At 59.3% G+C, this 15196-nt stretch carries 11 protein-coding genes and 2 pseudogenes; 9 read left to right on the plus strand and 4 right to left on the minus strand.

Going from position 1 to position 15196, the window contains the following annotated elements; all coding sequences use genetic code 11:
- Positions 1-657: 657 nt before the first annotated feature.
- From AAFG16_RS41050 to AAFG16_RS41065, 4 genes are all read left to right on the plus strand, one after another.
- Positions 658-861: a hypothetical protein gene (locus tag AAFG16_RS41050; RefSeq protein ID WP_342734557.1), complete on the plus strand. Its 204-nt coding sequence runs from the start codon at positions 658-660 to the stop codon at positions 859-861.
- 57 nt (positions 862-918) lie between these two features.
- The gene (locus AAFG16_RS41055; protein WP_271610461.1) at positions 919-1062 is read left to right on the plus strand and encodes a hypothetical protein; all 144 of its coding nucleotides are present in this window, start codon (positions 919-921) and stop codon (positions 1060-1062) included.
- A 72-nt stretch (positions 1063-1134) separates the two neighbouring features.
- Positions 1135-1257 carry a hypothetical protein gene (locus AAFG16_RS41060; protein ID WP_283081928.1) on the plus strand — a complete coding sequence of 41 codons (123 nt, stop codon included), beginning with the start codon at positions 1135-1137 and terminating at the stop codon, positions 1255-1257.
- 267 nt (positions 1258-1524) lie between these two features.
- Positions 1525-1809 (plus strand): hypothetical protein, encoded by a 285-nt coding sequence (locus AAFG16_RS41065; protein WP_342741063.1) that lies wholly within the window; start codon positions 1525-1527, stop codon positions 1807-1809.
- Here the strand turns inward: AAFG16_RS41065 and AAFG16_RS41070 are convergent.
- Positions 1745-2248 carry a hypothetical protein gene (locus tag AAFG16_RS41070; protein WP_342734561.1) on the minus strand — a complete coding sequence of 168 codons (504 nt, stop codon included), beginning with the start codon at positions 2246-2248 and terminating at the stop codon, positions 1745-1747. The two genes, AAFG16_RS41065 and AAFG16_RS41070, sit on opposite strands and share 65 nt — an antisense overlap.
- 2484 nt (positions 2249-4732) lie before the next feature.
- Between AAFG16_RS41070 and AAFG16_RS41075 the strand changes: the two genes are divergently transcribed.
- The 5 genes and pseudogenes from AAFG16_RS41075 to istB all read left to right on the plus strand — a co-directional run bounded on the left by AAFG16_RS41075 (position 4733) and on the right by istB (position 10651).
- Positions 4733-5851 carry a hypothetical protein gene (locus AAFG16_RS41075; RefSeq protein ID WP_271610457.1) on the plus strand — a complete coding sequence of 373 codons (1119 nt, stop codon included), beginning with the start codon at positions 4733-4735 and terminating at the stop codon, positions 5849-5851.
- A gap of 348 nt (positions 5852-6199) precedes the next feature.
- Positions 6200-6478: a hypothetical protein gene (locus tag AAFG16_RS41080; RefSeq protein ID WP_271610456.1), complete on the plus strand. Its 279-nt coding sequence runs from the start codon at positions 6200-6202 to the stop codon at positions 6476-6478.
- A gap of 667 nt (positions 6479-7145) precedes the next feature.
- Positions 7146-7697 carry a MarR family transcriptional regulator gene (locus tag AAFG16_RS41085; RefSeq protein WP_271610455.1) on the plus strand — a complete coding sequence of 184 codons (552 nt, stop codon included), beginning with the start codon at positions 7146-7148 and terminating at the stop codon, positions 7695-7697.
- Positions 7698-8373: 676 nt separating this feature from the next.
- Positions 8374-9896 (plus strand): annotated as a pseudogene (gene istA / locus AAFG16_RS41090) (IS21 family transposase).
- 11 nt (positions 9897-9907) lie between these two features.
- Entirely contained in the window at positions 9908-10651 is a 744-nt protein-coding gene (gene istB, locus AAFG16_RS41095; protein ID WP_342734564.1) for an IS21-like element helper ATPase IstB, read from the plus strand.
- Positions 10652-11062: 411 nt separating this feature from the next.
- On the opposite strand, the pseudogene AAFG16_RS41100 reads toward istB, so the two are convergent.
- The 3 genes and pseudogenes from AAFG16_RS41100 to AAFG16_RS41110 all read right to left on the minus strand — a co-directional run.
- Positions 11063-11249: pseudogene (locus tag AAFG16_RS41100) on the minus strand (zincin-like metallopeptidase domain-containing protein); the annotation flags it as partial.
- Positions 11250-12136: 887 nt separating this feature from the next.
- Positions 12137-14260, minus strand: coding sequence for a prolyl oligopeptidase family serine peptidase (locus AAFG16_RS41105; protein WP_342734566.1), 2124 nt, complete (start codon positions 14258-14260; stop codon positions 12137-12139).
- 422 nt (positions 14261-14682) lie between these two features.
- Positions 14683-14862 (minus strand): hypothetical protein, encoded by a 180-nt coding sequence (locus tag AAFG16_RS41110; RefSeq protein WP_271609017.1) that lies wholly within the window; start codon positions 14860-14862, stop codon positions 14683-14685.
- Between the last annotated feature and the right edge of the window lie 334 nt (positions 14863-15196).

The raw sequence follows: 15196 nt of genomic DNA on the forward strand, positions 1-15196 counted from the left end.
CCGCATGATGAAAACCGCTCAACGAAAACTAGACTACTGCATGTCGACACAATCTCGGCTTGGTCGCAACGGCTCCCGATCGGGCGGCATCACAGAATCTTCAGTTGTATCAATTTCGCAACATTGGGTTGAGCCCTGCTCAGCTTGCACTTGCGACGCCGCTAAAACGCGAAATCGCATCTGCCGGTAAGACAGAAGGCTCAGGCGATCCTTTTATCGTGGCCTGCCAGCCAACCAGCATCCATCGCACGATCTGAGAAGCCACGCCTGATCGTGCCTTGAGGCCGATTTGATCACCCGCCTCCGCCTACGGTGCGAAACGTTCGGCGGCTTAACGATCAGGGTCCATTCGCAGCTGGGATTCAGTAAGCAGTATCCAGACGCCAGGGCGGCGAAGATGACCAGGTCGGCCTGTCTTCGCCCATGGACCAACAAACTCATTCTGGCTCGGTTCCGCGTCTCAGGCCCACTCCCGTGTGAAGGCTGCATAGAGGACTGGGAATTTGGACCCGAAGCGCATCAGGGCAAGCCATCCGACTGTCTGCCGGAGGGTCCCTCGGTCGGAACCTCCTTGCCCCGCCGCTCATCCTTCGTGTCCTATGACTTCCCGTCCGGCAACGAATGGCGCGGCCGGTTAAACCAGCGGGAGTACGAAAGATGAAACGCGACGAAAATTACCAAGCGCCGCATGGGGTCTATATGGTCGAGGGAAGGCGAAGCCTTCTGGACCAGGATCGGCACAGCATGGCCTCACAAAAACGCCAAGGGATTCAACATCCACCTCAGCAGCTTGCCACTCACGGACGCCTCGTCATCCGTGAGCCGAAGGCAGCCAAGGGCGACGCGGAGGTGGGGCAATGAGCCCCCGCCGCCACGCGGCGCTACCGCGTCCGTCTCAACGACAGGGATTTTCGCGACATGATTGTCCTCGCCATCAGCAAGGAAGCGGCAATCGTCAAGTCAATTGCCATCAACGACCTAACTGGCCTCGGTCAGTTGTCCACCAGCCCGAGCGATGTGGATTGGGATGCGAGCGTTGTCAGCCTGCAGGTGCTCTCATGAGCGACCTCTTTCGCAACACAGTCGTTCACGGAAACTGCATCAATGTGATGCACGAGATGAAAGTCCGCCTGGGTGGACTTCATCCTCACCGCCCCGCCCTACCTGTGCCGCTACCAGTCCCGCGATGGGCGGACCATCGCCAACAACGACCGCGACGGCTGGCTGATGCCTTTGCCGAAATGCACCGCGTATTGAATTGTGCCTAGCTTGTACGGCTGGAATGCCGCCGACAAGCTCATCGGCGCCTGCGCAGCGGGATGCCGAATGGTGGGCCATATCGTCTTCACCAAGCGCTACGCTTCCTCGTCGCGCTTCGTGCTGCGCAAGCAGGAGCGGCCCTACCCGCTCGCCAAGGGTGAGCCCGCGCGACCGTGAAAGCCAATCGACGACGCGCGCGACTGGCGCTACACCGGTAATCGGCTTCATCCAATTCAGAAGCCAATCAAAGTCTTCCGTCCTCTTATTGAAGCGCTCTGTCCAGCGAGCGGGCTGGTGCTCGACCCGTTCTACGCGTCGGTCTTCACCCTGATCGCCGCGCAAATGACGAGCCGTGATTATGCCGACATCGAATTGGATGCGCAGCATTGCGAAACTGTTCGTATGCGGGTGGCCTGCAATGAGTTGCGCAGTTTCGCGACCTTGCCCCGGCTCGCGAGCCGAGGCACATCCTTTGCGTTTCGGTCTAGGAGCGCTCCGAGCACGTCTGCCCGGCAGGCTTCTTGGCAACGTCCGGACGCATCTCCTTAACTGCTTTCGCTAAACTCGCTAACTCCTTATACGCATCTGGGCTGTTTATTTGTCGCTCATCGATGATCGGCTTTATCCTATCAAACTGCTGACAGTACCAATTACCCGATATCTGCTTGAAAGTTGCTAGGTCATAGACGCCGGAATTTACGCCAACTGAAAACGCCTCTAGAGTTCTCAGTTGGGCGCGGAGTTCTTTCTCCGGGGTCTCTTTGTTGAGATGAGGTAAATCGAGCTCGCTTCTAACCTTCATCCAAGCATCTACCGTTGCTTGGATTTTGCGATTGAGGCTGTCTTCCCTAGCTGATTTAGAAAGAATATTTGTTGCTCTGACTAGCAAGGCGGTAGCGACAACCAGCAGCAACGTAGCCACCCCAGTTAAGAACTCTCCCGGATTTGCCTTTGCATGTTCCAGCAGCTTTTCGAAAGACTCCTGCATTGCGCCTCCTGTGTGAGTGCAGTTACAGAGCTAGGATGCCATTATGCGGCTGCGATTTAGCTTGACGCTGTTCTATGGTGCGAGGAGCCGTCTCAACTTTAGCAAGGATCAACGAAATAGCCAACACGATTAGCCCTCGGCGTGTCGCTGCTTCGGTTCGCCACTCGCCGCGCGAATTGCCTGCTGGCACCTTCGTTCCGCGGACCTGAAGGGCGTCCGGGGGCTTTGCCCTGCGAAAACATCGGACAATACATGTCCGCTGAAGGCCATGCGCCTGGGTCCGCTCCCGGCTTCTGACCAACACTCTCTTTTCTGAGCCCTGTTGCAGGATTGCAATGCCAGGAGGCGAGTAAGAGTGTGCAGCAAACGGAATGGCGCACTTATACATCGCTACGCGACATAGATGCACGGCCAGCGCAGGCGCATGGCCGTAAGGCGTCGCTCCGCAAACAGAAGCGGAGCGACATGGCGTCTTATCATTTCTCTGTTCAGCCGGTTAAGCGCTCGGACGGGCGCTCCGTGCTGGCGATGCCGACCTACCGGGCTGGCGAACGGCTGAGGGATGAGCGGCGCTGGATAGACGTTGACTTTTCAAGGCGGCGCGGTGTGGTGCATGCTGAAGTCCTGCACCCGAGGACGCAGCCGAATGGCTGCTTGATCGCGCGTCGCTTTGGAATGGCTTGGAGTGGAAAAGCGCCGTGATGCCCAGCTCGCACAGGAAATCAACATGGCATTGCCTCACGAACTCAGTACGGATGAGCAGCTTCACATTAGCCGCTCGTCCTCTCCGCTATGACCTCATAGCAGGCGCGAGTGGAACATGCGTACCCTGCGCGCAACTTCAAGGCGTCCAGCAAGATGGTGACAACGACTGGGGCTCGCCGAACCACGATGAGGAAGCAACTGGAGAAGTACGAGCCTATCCTGCAGCTATAGACTCCTCCGCCTGCCGCTTCGCCAGGTCGCGTGCACGCCCTGTCCGGCTGGCAAGCGTCTTGTCCTCCGAAGCACCTTGTTATGAACCCGTCCGCAAGCCGCGTGACGAGGCATTGCGGATCATCGACCAGCTGGATCGCCTGTTTCTCGCCCTGCTCGGCGTCCGCGAGTCTCAGCTAATGCGCCACACCAAGTGGGCAAACCGGCTCCGGTGGCGCCGGTCGCATCTCATTGTGTCCCTGCCAGTGCTTGGGCGCTTTCGCAGCCGCTTGCCGTCTTCCTAGGCCAGCTGTCGTACTTGCCCCACTAGTGGACATTGCGCCAGGAGCGGTAGTTGACCTTCCTGGCCAGCAATGCGAACCGCAGTATGTCGGAGCGGTACAGCACGATGGAGCGCTTGCCCGGAAGCCTCAGGACGTCCGATGGGTCGAGCAGGCCATCAGCTTCGCCAGAGCTTGGGCGTCATCCCGCTCATGCCAGGTGCCGGTTCGCACCATGTCGAGCGGATTGAATTTGTCCGAGCAGACGGGTTTCAGGGTGCGAGCGCACGCACCCTACCCCTCTTCCGTCGCTGGCTTCCGTGAAAGCGCGGCTTTCGCCCTTGATGTCCGTGCAGACGACCGAGCCCTTATAGGACAGAGGTTGGATATGACGATGCCTGTTCCTTTGCCCGCGCTCATCGGCGCGAAGACCGGGGACATGCCGTCCTTGTTGAAAGTAAAAAAGAATGGTCGATCCGGCCGACTATTGGTCCATTCTCCCTCCGTACGCCGGATAGCAACATTTCCCAGTTGGTGGCTGTGACGAGAACACGGGCGCGGCTTCCGCTGCCCAACACCACAATAATGATTTTGCCGAAGAAACAATCCCATGCACAAGCAGGAGAAGGGCCAGCAGGGTTTTGCGGAGGCACCACCCCATGCCTCAGCTTGACCGTAACAGAATGATGTTGGCCAGGCCTGAAGACCAATGCGGAAAGCATTTCCGCTTCCAGCCTGATCGTAACGTCCCAACAGTCTGTGGTATTACGGGGGTACCCATCGCAAGGGGCTTAGCATTGGCGCCGATGGCCCCGCTTACAAGAACACGTCGGCGCTCATTTGGGTCTGCATTGCGGATCAGTTTGCGCAGCAAGGGCAATTTCATCCGGAACGCAATAAGTGATGCCATCGTAGAGAGAGGCAATCTTGACCAAATGCTCTGACGCCACGGCTTTTGAATCGCGTTTATGGCTTCCATATCCTCGCGGTGTCGTGGTCGTCCGATTTGAAAAGATAGCTGTACCGGTCCATTTTAACCTGAACGGCTATGCCGGCAAAGATCTGAACTGGTGTTCGCTTAGTTCGCACACGATCCAGGAGGCCCCCGCGAAGGCCGCAAGGCGTGCTAATTGAAGCGCAATACGGCAACTTGCCGCGTTTCTCGAGCAAAGTGTGGAGATCGGGCAGGCCCATTTGGCTCACCGAATTCTCTGGGTGCGTCAGCTTGTCGACAGCTGGTCCTAATAGAGCGAGAACCAGAGAGCGACCCATTCGAACCGAGGGGGACATGGACCCATTTAACCGCATCAACCCATTCGACCCAGAGTTCTCTGCTTACAACCCCGCGGTGCCGCAAGCGCAACAGCAGCAAGCGGAGTTTGAGCCGTACTTGGATGAAGTGCCTCAGCTTGGTACCTCTACCGTCGCAGAGAATCCGGTTTCTCCTGATCCCTACTATCCTCATCTGTCTGAAGAAGGCCTCAGGCTCGCCGAGGCCTTGGGACTTGAGCACCAGAAGGCCGACGGTTCTCATTCCGAACACGCAGTCACCGGACGCGAGGACGCCGCTGCCCTGATGGGCGAGGGCTACGCCTGCCAGTTGAGGCCTACGAAGAGGCAGAGGACACTAAGCCAGACGGAAGGCGATGCCATTGAGCGCCAGCCCACCGAGCCTAGCAATTCAGCCGCTCGCGAGCTGATTGAAGACGCCGGCACACCGTTTCGGGCCAGCGATCCGTTGATCCTTCCTGTGCAAGACTACGATCAGGATCTGCTGTGGGCGATGCTGGGAAACGCCGGCTCATCGTCGTCTCTCGAGGCAACCGCCCCTCATGACCACGCCTTGGATTCAGGAGCGGCCGTTCGTTCCGTCAACTCGCGGCAGGACGACCCGCGCACGTCAGCTGCGCATGAGGGTAGCAGCGTCCCGCCAAGCCAGGACAGCCCACCCGCTCCTTTCATAGTTCATAACGACCGCTTCACGGCGCTGTTCGTACCCGCGGCGGCGATGAGGGGCGGCTCTCCACTCAATCTATCAGGCGCAACCATTCATTTCGGATCTCGCCCGGAAAGCGTTTCGCAGCCGAGCGCACAGCCCGCGAATCGGCTCTCGCCAGCACTGCTTGCGCAGACGGTGGAGCAAGCCGCTCCGGCGTCCGCCAGATCTGAGACGACGCCGCCCGCGGCCCGCGAGATTTACGCCGCATCATTCGCCGTTCCTGAGGGCTTTTCGCACGGGACCCAACCCGCCCCAATCACCATGATCTCAAAGCTCGCCCGCTGGGGCCTCTTGCCGGACGCAGCGCAGCCGATGAAGCAGTACAACATTCGCGGCGAGCGTTACACGGCTCTCTTGGGGCCGGGCGGACCGAACGACGTTCGGCTCATCCACCATCCACAGATGTAGACACCAGGGACAGTCGCTACGTGAGGGGCCAGTCCAGATAGATCAAGTAGCGGATTCGTTGATGGACGATAGCTTGCTTCAGCGACACTTGCGAGCTTAGTGAGGTTCTGCGCGGTGGGGATAAGCGCGGCAGGCCCCGATGAACTTGCGGGCGCCATCGCTCAGCGGCTCCTTGTTGAGCCGAACAGCGATGGCTCCTTTTTGTTTGCGAAGAGCGTGATCACGTTGCGGGCTGGTTGGGGCGAGGTGATAGTGCAGAAAAATCAGAGGTGACTGCCGCCCCCCAGGGGACCGCCGTCGCTAAATGTGTGCCCTCGTGTCTCCACCTTCTTTCTAGCAAGGCACGGAATGGGCATTGACGCATTCGGCCGCTGCTCTTACCGCGAGAAAGTCCAGCGCCGCCGCGCTGAGAGTCCACAGGTCGCGATCGCTCGCCCCTTTGATCGGCGCGGATCTTTACTCGGAATGCGACCGACCTGCAGCCCCTTTTCCAGCATTACCACGATCGCGGTGCCGCAGAGGGCGATCCGGAGCATGCAGCCGAAACGGATCCCGGAGAAAGTCCAAATGGTGATGAAAGCGCGGATTCCCTACCAGTTCGTGCAGGAGATTTCGCAGCTCACGTAGTTAGCTTACCGGGGTGTTAGTGACTTTGGAAGATTTCTTCGGTGTTGATTGTTGAAACTATTTTGAAACCAGACAAGTTTAGCGGTGTTCGACTTTTCTCAGCGACTCGTTTGCCTAAAGGCGCGTTATTTCACAGCCCGTGACGTACAAGCTAGTGAAGAACCTACTTGCGATTACTTGTCTTTCGATCGAGGGTGATCGTGGAATAAGGAGCCATTGTCGACCCCCGACCCTGCTTTCGAAGCAGCGCGGAGCCGGCTCCGACAGGTTAAATCCTGCGCTGTACGCGTTGTTCTGTGATTCAGTGAGCAGCTCTCGACACCCTAAAAATCTCGCCGTCCAATCGCGCGGCGGAGCAGTGTCGCTTTTGGAGCGTACTCGCGACGTTTAGGGCATTACACGCTGTAATCGAGTGCAAAAGCAATTCATGAAGCCAAAATTCTGCACAGGGAAGTTGTTTTTTGAGTGATTTCACCGGGATGAGTGTGTGAAGGTGCTTTGCACCTAGGCAGCTTCGGCACCAGACGTGTCTGCCAAGAGAGTTGGCACGGAAGCGATTGCTTATTGCCACGAGATTCGACGCTTCGAACTCGGCGCATATGTTGTCGCCGGCAACTGCGCTCTGCTCGCCCGGAATAGTTTTAAGATAGAGGCGCCCTGAAATCTGATGCCGTCCAAGCTGCCAGGATTGAAAAGACGAATCCAGAAGTGCCCTGTCGCGAGTCAGGATGTACTCAGGCGATTCACGTGGGAGATCAGAGCCATTAACCTGTGTCTGGACGACCTTCGCTATTTCCAGGCGCATGCGCTGGGCATTGCTGCACCACAAATGATGATCTTGATGGCGTTGATCGACTTGGAACAGGACGACGGAGTTCCGGTCAACGTGGTTGCAAAGTTGATGAAAGTTGAGTCCGCCTTCATTACGAGGCATTCGAAACAGCTTGAGGATAAGCGATTTGTGCGACGTAAGCGCTGCGCGAGCGATGCACGAATCGTCAATCTGTCGCTAACCGACAGCGCTCGCAGACAACTTGCGAGCATCGCGGCGCAGCAGGAAGAACTCGATGAGTTTGTTTCTGGTTATCTCGATATTACGAACTTTGCAAAGCTGGCTAGTTGCCTTAGCGGAGTCAGGCAACGGCTGGAAAAGGCTCGCCTGCACGCAGCGTTAAAGATGCGAGAACCTTCAAGAGAGCAGCAGCTGCGGGACGCCTAGCCGGTCAACAACTTGAGCCTACGAGCCTACTCGCCGCGGCGATCACAACGAGCACAACCCATCCTGGATCGCGAGCTGGATTTACTCTGCCGCCGTGCAACACAGCTCAAGCCGGACCCAAGTGATCAAATTCGGTGCTCCAAGCTATAGCTGTGCGCATGCTGAAGGAGCCATGCGCCGACAGAAGCTGCAACGCAGCGATTTACGTCGACTCTAGCAATCGTTTCTGCATCTTGTTCCGTGAGACGATGATAAGCGATAACTCTGCGGCATTTGGCCAATCCTTTGCTCGGAGGCGCAGTATTCTACTAGCGCCGCCTCAGAGCGGTATGAGCTATCCCCGGGACAGCTCGTCGCGTCGTTCTCGGTTGCGCCGTTTGGACTAATCGTAAGTATGATTTCACCGTCCCGTGCGAGGACAACTGACCGAGATGCGTTCATTTGCACGAGGCAGCACCACCGTTGCTTGATACTTCTCTTCTGTTAAGAACGCATTTGCGGATTCCGCTCGATGTCGCCCAGCATTCCGAGATGATCTCGCCCGCCATTCCGATTTGAAGTCGCCCACCATTCCGGGATGATGTCGCCCGGGTGACGAGGCCTCTTCTGGCTCCCATAGGGTCAACCCTTTCAGCTTTGCGAAGGGGGACCCTGGATGCCGACGGAGAGGCTTGCGATGCGCCGTGTGCGCGATGTGATCAGGATGAAGGCGGCCGGGCTGCCGAGCCGCGAGATTGCGCGACGGGTAGGAGCGGCGCCCTCGACGGTGCGGCTGGCGATTCGGCGGTTCGAGGCCGCGGGTCTGACCTGGCCGTTGCCCGACGAGCTCACGGATGCGGTCCTGGAACTCCGCCTGTTCGCCAAGACCGGCAATGGCAACCGACAGGGTCACCGCCGGATCGCCGAGCCCGACTGGGCGTCCGTGCACCGCGAGCTCAAGCGCAAGCACGTGACGCTGTCGATCCTGTGGGAGGAGTACATCGCGGCCGAGCCCGGCGGATACCGGTACTCGCGCTTCTGTGAGCTTTACCGCGCCTGGGAGGGTCGCCTGTCGGTGACGATGCGCCAGGCGCACGCAGCCGGCGACAAGCTGTTCGTCGACTATGCCGGCGACGGCGTGCCGGTGGTGGTCGATCGCCTCACCGGTGAGCGCAGAATGGCGCAGATCTTCGTCGCGGTGCTCGGCGCCTCAAGCTTCACCTACGCGCAGGCGACATGGACGCAGGGGCTCGCCGACTGGATCAGCGCCATGTTGGCGCCTTCGCGGTGATCGGCGGCATACCGGCGCTGCTGGTACCTGACAACACCAAGGTCGCGGTCATCAAGGCGTGCCTCTACGACCCGCAGATCAATCGCACCTATGCGGAAATGGCGGCGCATTACGGCACCGCCATATTGCCGGCGCGGCCGCGCAAGCCGCGCGACAAGGCCAAGGTCGAGCAAGCCGTCCTCATCGTCGAGCGCTGGCTCCTCGGTCGCCTGCGCCATAGCATTTTCTACAGCCTCGCCGAGGTCAACGCGGCGATCGGCGAGAGGCTCAATGAGGAGCGGCCGATCCGGCGGCTCGGCATGACGCGCCGCCAGCTCCTCGAAGAGATCGACAGGCCGGCGCTCAAGCCCTTGCCCGTGAGCCCGTATGTGCTCGCGGAGTGGCGGATCCGCCGCGTCAGCCTCGATTACCACGTCGAGGTGGAGAAGCATTACTACAGCGTCCCGCATCGCTTTGTGCGCGCCGAGGTCGAGATCCGGTTCACCGCTCGCACCGTAGAGATCTTCCACAAGGGCGAGCGGATCGCCGCGCATCAGCGCATGAGCGGCAATCACAAACACACCACCGTGCCGGAGCACATGGCCTCCAGCCATCGGCGCTACGCCGGCTGGACCATCTCGCGCATCTGCCAGGACGCTGCCGCGATCGGGCCGGCGACCAGCGCGTTGTGCGACCTCATTCTCGACGAGCGCTCGCATCCCGAGCAAGGCTTCCGCGCCTGCCTCGGCATCCTCAGGCTTGCCGCCTCCTATGGGCGCGAACGGCTGGACGCCGCGGCTGCGCGGGCGATCGACATCGGCGCGCGCACCTACGGCTCGGTCAAGTCGATCCTCGCCAACAATCTCGATCGGCGTCCCGCTCATCAGCGCTCCGCGGACGATGCGCCGATCCTGCATGCCAACATCCGCGGACCGCGCTACTACAATTAGGAGACCATCCCTTGCTCACCCATCCGACCCTCGACCGCCTCAACGCCCTCGGCCTCCACGGAATGGCCAAGGCCTTCGCCGACATCGAAGCAACCGGCGAGGCCGCAAGCCTCGGTCACGCCGAATGGCTTGCGCTGCTGCTCGAACGTGAAGCCTCGCTACGCCACGACAAGCGGCTCGCCACCCGCCTGCGCTACGCGAAGCTGCGCCAGCAAGCGTGCGTCGAGGACATCGACTACCGCACCCCGCGCGGCCTCGATCGCCCGCTGTTCGTCAAGCTTGTCGAGGGCCGCTGGATCGACGACCATGCCAACCTGCTGATCTGCGGCCCGGCCGGCGTCGGCAAGAGCTGGCTCGCCTCGGCGCTCGGCCACAAGGCCTGCCGTGACAATCGCTCCGTGCTCTATCAACGTGTTCCGCGGCTGTTCGATGACCTCGCTCTCGCGCGCGGCGACGGCCGCCATCCGCGCCTATTGCGCGGGCTCGGCCGTGTCGATCTGCTGATCCTCGATGACTGGGGGCTTGAGCCGCTCGACGCCGGTGCCCGTCACGACCTCCTGGAAATCCTCGAAGATCGCTACGGTCATCGTTCCACGATCGTCACCAGCCAGCTCCCCGTGGACCAGTGGCATGTGCTCATTGGAGATCCCACCTATGCCGACGCCGTGCTCGATCGCCTCGTCCACAATGCCCATCGGCTCGACCTCGCCGGCGAAAGCCTGCGCCGAACCCGGCAATCCGCCCGAAAGGCCTGAGCCGTGACGCTGTGGACATGCCGCTTCGCTTGGACAACGCCAAGGCGTTGCCCACATGCCCACAGCAACCGCAACAGAAAACACAACAGGTTCAAGCCGCGATTCCAGTTGACCGCGCGGCTCGCCCAGTGCCAGAGAACCTAGGCAGCCAGAACGCCTCGCCCCCGGGCGAGATCAAATCGGAAAGGTGGGCGACATCGTCTCGGAATCGGTGGGCGACTTCATATCGGTACACCCGGGCGACATCGTCTCGGAATCCGCACGCATTATTTTGCAGCCACGACGCGCCATCGAATTGCGGCGAGCACCATCGTCGATGTCTTACAGCAGAGAAGCCGGGATTTCCTGGACAACGGTCCGCCGCGACGGAATTTTTGGCCCGAAACCGATACAGGAAGCCTGCCGCGTCTCGAAGATCGCGCGTTTGTCGTTCTTCAGCACCTTGATCCAAGAGGGGATACAGGAGGCGTGCCCCTCCCTCACCTCCGGTGTCAGGCCGACATCGGCGGACAGGAAGGTCGCGCCAAGCTCTGCGAGCAACTTTTCCAGCGTAGCCTTCATCGCCGAAGCGCTTGCGACCGAACTCGCGATTCAGGCGGCTCTCGTCGCGGTATGTAGTGTCCAACGCCACTCATCGCGCGCGTCGCGGCAGAAATGGAATACGTGGCCCTCGCCTTTTCAGGTGGTGTATCGACCTGCGCCAGAGTACCTGCGATGCTTGTCGAGATGGCCACCGCGATCAGTTGGAGCGAGATGTAAAACAGTGCGGGCGCGGCTCGGTGCTAACCGGACCCGGGGGCTGAAACCAGGCCAACTAGTCCCTACCACATCCGCACTGCCGTTGAGACTAGCGGGAAGGTGACTCGGCGCCGATCGATCTGGAGCAATAGCGCTGTCCCTGCCACATCCCGTTAACCCCAAACGGCTCTGTATCTGTGATAGCTTACCGCAAGCTGACAGGCCTTTTGCGCAGTCGGTCAATGGTACGTGTGAGCTATCATTACCCGCTCAATGTGCCACGGAAATTCCTGCAACCACTCAGACATGCTCTCAATGCAGTCGGCCGTCATGACTTCAGGATCACCCGGAAGGTTCAGGCTGCCAATCAGTGACACATTGTCGGTTGCGGACCGTACCATCGTAGATACTGCACCCGTTAGAGGCAGGTCTCGCTGTGGCGTCAGATCGCGAATTCGGTGCTTTGCGCCCGCCCATACCTCTGCCTGCATATTGTACTGCCATGTTCGTCGCAGTCTGTGTATCGGTCGACTGTCGCAGTACGTTTGTGGAATTCCAGCAAGCCTCAATCTGGGATACTGCGGATTAACGAAAAGCGAGAGAGATAGGCGAGACTGAGGCGTAGCTGATCGCTCGGATTCATCCCCAGGCAGATACCAGAAAATGAGCAAAGACTGGCTTGCCGACGCCCGGCCGATAACGTCGTCCGCCAAGCGTCATCATTGAAGGAGTTCTTAGTCCTCGACATCACTCATCGACAAGCCGCCGGGATGCATAGGTATATTCTAAAGCGATCCGGCGTGCCTGTTCAATGAGGTTGGCGGCGGCGCTATGCCCCCCATCGGTATTCTCATAATAGAGGTACGGTTGGTCCAACGCAGCGAGCCTCGCCGCCGCCTTGCGGGCATGCGCCGGATGCACGCGGTCGTCCTTGGTGGACGTGAGAATGAAGGGGGCCGGGTAGATCTTTCCTGGCACCAACCTGTGATAGGGCGAGTAGGCCTCGAGCCACTTGCGCTGTTCGGGAATGGTGGGATCGCCATACTCGCCGATCCAGGAGGCTCCGGCGCCTAGCTTGGTGAACCGAACCATGTCGAACAGCGGAACCTGTAAGATGGCCGCATTGAAGAGCTCGGGTCGTTGGGTGATTGCGGTCCCTACCAGGAGGCCTCCTTGGCTACCGCCGACGACGCCCAGCCGGCGGGGAGAAGTGATCTTGCGACGGATCAAGTCCTCCGCGACAGCGATAAAATCATCCCATGTGCGTTGCTTCGTTGCGCCTTGAGCAGTCTGGTGCCATTGAGGCCCGAACTCACCGCCACCGCGCAGGTTCGCGACAACATACGCGTTTCCCTGCTCGAGCCAAAGTCGTCCCGTGAGGCCCGCGTAAGAGGGGCAGAGCGGAATCTGAAACCCACCATAGCCATAGAGAAGGGTTGGAGTTGATCCGTCAAATCTTGCGCTCTTGGGTCGTAGCAGAAAGTAAGGAATGCGGGTGCCATCGCGCGAGATTGCCTCGAACTGTTCGACGACAAGTCTCGAGGCGTCGAACCTAGGAGGTGTCGCCTTCAGTGTCTCAAGGCGCTCGGTTGCAGCGTCGAAGTACCAGAGCATCGTCGGGCTAAGAAAGCTGGAGACGGTGAACATCGCCTCGTCCGTTTCATGCGATGCCGCAGCCAGACCGACAGTCGCATTCTCTGGAAGCGGGATCGGCGTGACCTGCCAGGCGCCCTGATGGTACTTGTAGACGAACGCCCTACTCTGAACATTGTCGAGAATCGCTAGGATTAACAAGTTTCTTGTGGCCGTGAATCCGCTGAGCGCTTGTCGAGGCCCAGGCTTGAAAACGAGCGTGGGTCTGGCGTGCAGCGGATCCTGCTTCCATTCGGTCAGGTCATACGAGATGATCGATCCGGCTGAGAAGGGGGTGTCTCCGGACGGTGGCATCCAGTCTTCGTTTAGCGTCACCAGCAGGCGACCACTCGCGATGCCCCCAATGGTCGCCCTCTTTGGCAGATTGAGCTTAGTCGGCTTGGACCCAAAGAGAACATACTCATGCTCAAACGCACTGATGCTGCGGATGGCGCCCGTCGCATGGATCGTGCCTTCACTGTCGCGCAGCACGAATGGTGTGGCCTCGACATCGGTCGGCTCTCCACGGAAGACCTCGTGCGCTTCCACGAGTGACTGAGCGCGCTTGAGCTCCTTCACAACGAAAGGGTAACCAGCTTGCGTCATGGTCCCTTCGCCCCAATCTCGTGCAATTAGGACCGTGTCACTGTTTACCCAAGTGACCTCCTGTTTTCCTTCAGGAAATTCGAAGCCGTTCGTGACGAAGGTTTTGGCGACTGCGTCGAACTCCCGGACGAACACAGCGTCTTTTCCGCCCTCGGACAGGTTGAGCAAGCATAGGCGCTCTTCAGGCGGAAGGCAGCTCACCCCTTTAAGAACCCAGTTCTTCTTGTCCGCGTCAGCGAGAGCATCGACGTCGAGGATGGTCTCCCATCGAGGGCTCTGGGTGCGATAGCTTTCAAGCGTCGTACGCCGCAAGACGCCGCGCACCTGGTTCTCGTCCTGCCAGAAATTATCGAGACCGCGCCGTCCCAATGACACGTACGGAATCCGGTCCTTGGCCTGAAGAACGTAGAGGGCTTCGCCGTAGAAGCGCTGGTAACGTAGATCGGATTGGAGCGCACTGAGTGTCTTGGCGTTCTCGGTGTGAGCCCAAGCCAGTACGCGCGGCCCTTCGATCTCCTCAAGCCAAAGAAAAGGATCCTCGGTGCCGGTCGCAGGCGCTAGCGTCTGGGACAATCCCGCGGCCATCAAACAGCTCATGGATAGCGACGCTGCGAGAAAAAGCGAACTTTTCATGGGAGTCGTCCTGAAGTTAGCCAGCCGGACTTGAGTGTCTTGCTAGGTGAGGGGAAGAATTCGGAAGATGCATACTCGGCAAAGCGCGGGCATGCGGGAATTGCGTCCGCTGGCTGTTGATGGAGCAAGCAGCGTGCCGTTTGAATATTGGAGATTCTCCAGGCGTTTCCGCCTCATGTAAGTGGCGACTTTTGGACGTCCGTCTCAAACCTGACAGTCGGTTCTTAGTAAGGGCGGCATGTTGCGCAGCGGCCGCGTTGCTCATCGTCGCAGTGCGTAGATCCTCGAGGATCGCTTGCGCCGTCCGTTCGGCCACTCACAACTCTGCTAGGCGTGAATTGCCTTGAGCATGTGGCTCACCTCGCAAACGTTGGAAGGGGTATCGCTGGAAGCATTGCGGTAAAATTAAACCATGTAGCGTTTTAGACGCGCATCGAGCAGGAATCGGCGAAGCTCTCGACAAGGCCTCTGTAGCCGTCCGAAATGACCGTTCCGGTTCCGGCAAAGATCGCGGTCGATTTTCTTGAGAGGTAGCGCTCCATGCGGAGCTGTTCGTTCTCCTGGCGCAGGCGGGCGATCTCCGAAGCCTGGTCCGCCGACATTAGCGGCGCATGCGTTGTGGGGCGCCACGCCGCCAATTTCGGCTCCTGCCGGAGCTTATCCACGCAGCGTCGTAGCACCGAGTCGCGCAGACCTAGTTCCTTGCTCCTACTGGCAGAAGTGCTAGAGCAAGTCTCTTCTCTCTGTATTGGCTTTCGCCCAGGGTTTGTACCCGGCTAGTGAATCAAGACAGAAACCGTCCTTTCACGCCGGGAACGCGGGAAAGCTGCGTCGACCTCGATCTACGTGTCTCGGTCAAGCGCGAGCGTTCGCAATTTGGCGCAAATGATGCGCAGCTGAGGAGTAATTTCACGGAGCTCTTCCGAGAAACATGCT

Origin of the sequence: Bradyrhizobium sp. B117 (assembly GCF_038969555.1) — a bacterium.
Taxonomy (GTDB): domain Bacteria; phylum Pseudomonadota; class Alphaproteobacteria; order Rhizobiales; family Xanthobacteraceae; genus Bradyrhizobium.